Here is a 1,171-nt window from a genome sequence, read left to right as displayed (position 1 = left end):
CGGATTTCGTCAGCGGCGACGACATGCCGATGGTGTTCTCCCGCACCTATCGTTCAGTGTCGCCCGGCACTTCCGGCAATGCGATGGGACCGGTCTGGTTCCATAACTGGCAGCGTCAACTCAACCTCGCGAGCGCCAATAACGGCGGTTCATCCAAAGTCGTTGCTTTCCGCGCGAGCGGTGAGCCAGTCACCTTCAGCTGGTCAGGCGGTTACTGGCGCACGGCGGCATTCACCGGACTCACGTTGACGCAGAACGGCACGGACTGGTTACTGACAGACCAGCTTGCCGGCACTGCCGAAACGTACTCGTCCAAAGGCGTTCTGCTTTCGGAGCGCACAAAGAATGGCTTTACACGAACCCTGAGTTATGACGGTTCGGGGCGCCTCATCACGATCACGCAGCATGGCGACGATGCACTGGTGAAGTTCGACCTGGTGCTTCGTCTCGACTACGACAGCATGGGCCGCATCTCCAGGCTGAGCGATCCGCTGGGTGGCATCACCCAGTATGCCTACGACGCCAACAGCAATCTCGTCTCCGTCACCTGGCCCGATGCCAACGTTCACCGCTACGTGTATGACGATGTCCGCTTCAGCAACGCGATCACGGGTGAAATTGACGAGACTGGTACGCGCATCGCTACGTGGTCCTATAACGCGGATGGCAGGGCGACGGCGGTCAGCCACCCGGACACGACGCGCAATGTGCAGTTCGCCTATAGCAGTGGCTCGACTGCGGTTACCGACAGCCGGGGCACGACAACACTGGGCTTCTCGTCGATCGGCGGCATGCTCCGGCCTACCGGAAGCACTTCAGCATCGGCGACAACCGCCACCACGTGGACCCCATCGGGCAATGTGTTCAGGGAGACCACCGCAAGCGGCGGCACCGCCGACTACAGCTACGACGATATGGGTCGACCTGTGCGGTGGAGCACGCAGAGCCCGGCCACTGGAACAAGGATCGTTTCGACACGCTATGCCGACGCGACGGGCATCCGGCCGTACATGATCGCGTCACCCGGCAAGCTGCGCACGTTCGTCTACGACGATCGCGGCAACATTACCGGGTACAGCGAACGCAGGACCAGCGACCTGACAGGCGCGAGCGCCTTCGATGCTTCTTGGGACGGTGAACAGCAGCGAACCACCGGTATCCAGTACGACGC

The 1,171-nt window shown here is 61.6% G+C and carries 1 protein-coding gene; it reads left to right on the top strand.

Features of this window, described 5'->3' with window-relative positions:
- The coding region (locus KHO31_RS38985; protein WP_211626149.1) for a DUF6531 domain-containing protein at positions 1-1,171 on the top strand (1,171 nt) is incomplete at both ends.

The organism is Paraburkholderia domus (assembly GCF_905220705.1).
Lineage (GTDB): Bacteria > Pseudomonadota > Gammaproteobacteria > Burkholderiales > Burkholderiaceae > Paraburkholderia > Paraburkholderia domus.
Note: the sequence above shows the minus strand (reverse complement) of the source record. Positions and strands in the feature narration are given on the sequence as shown.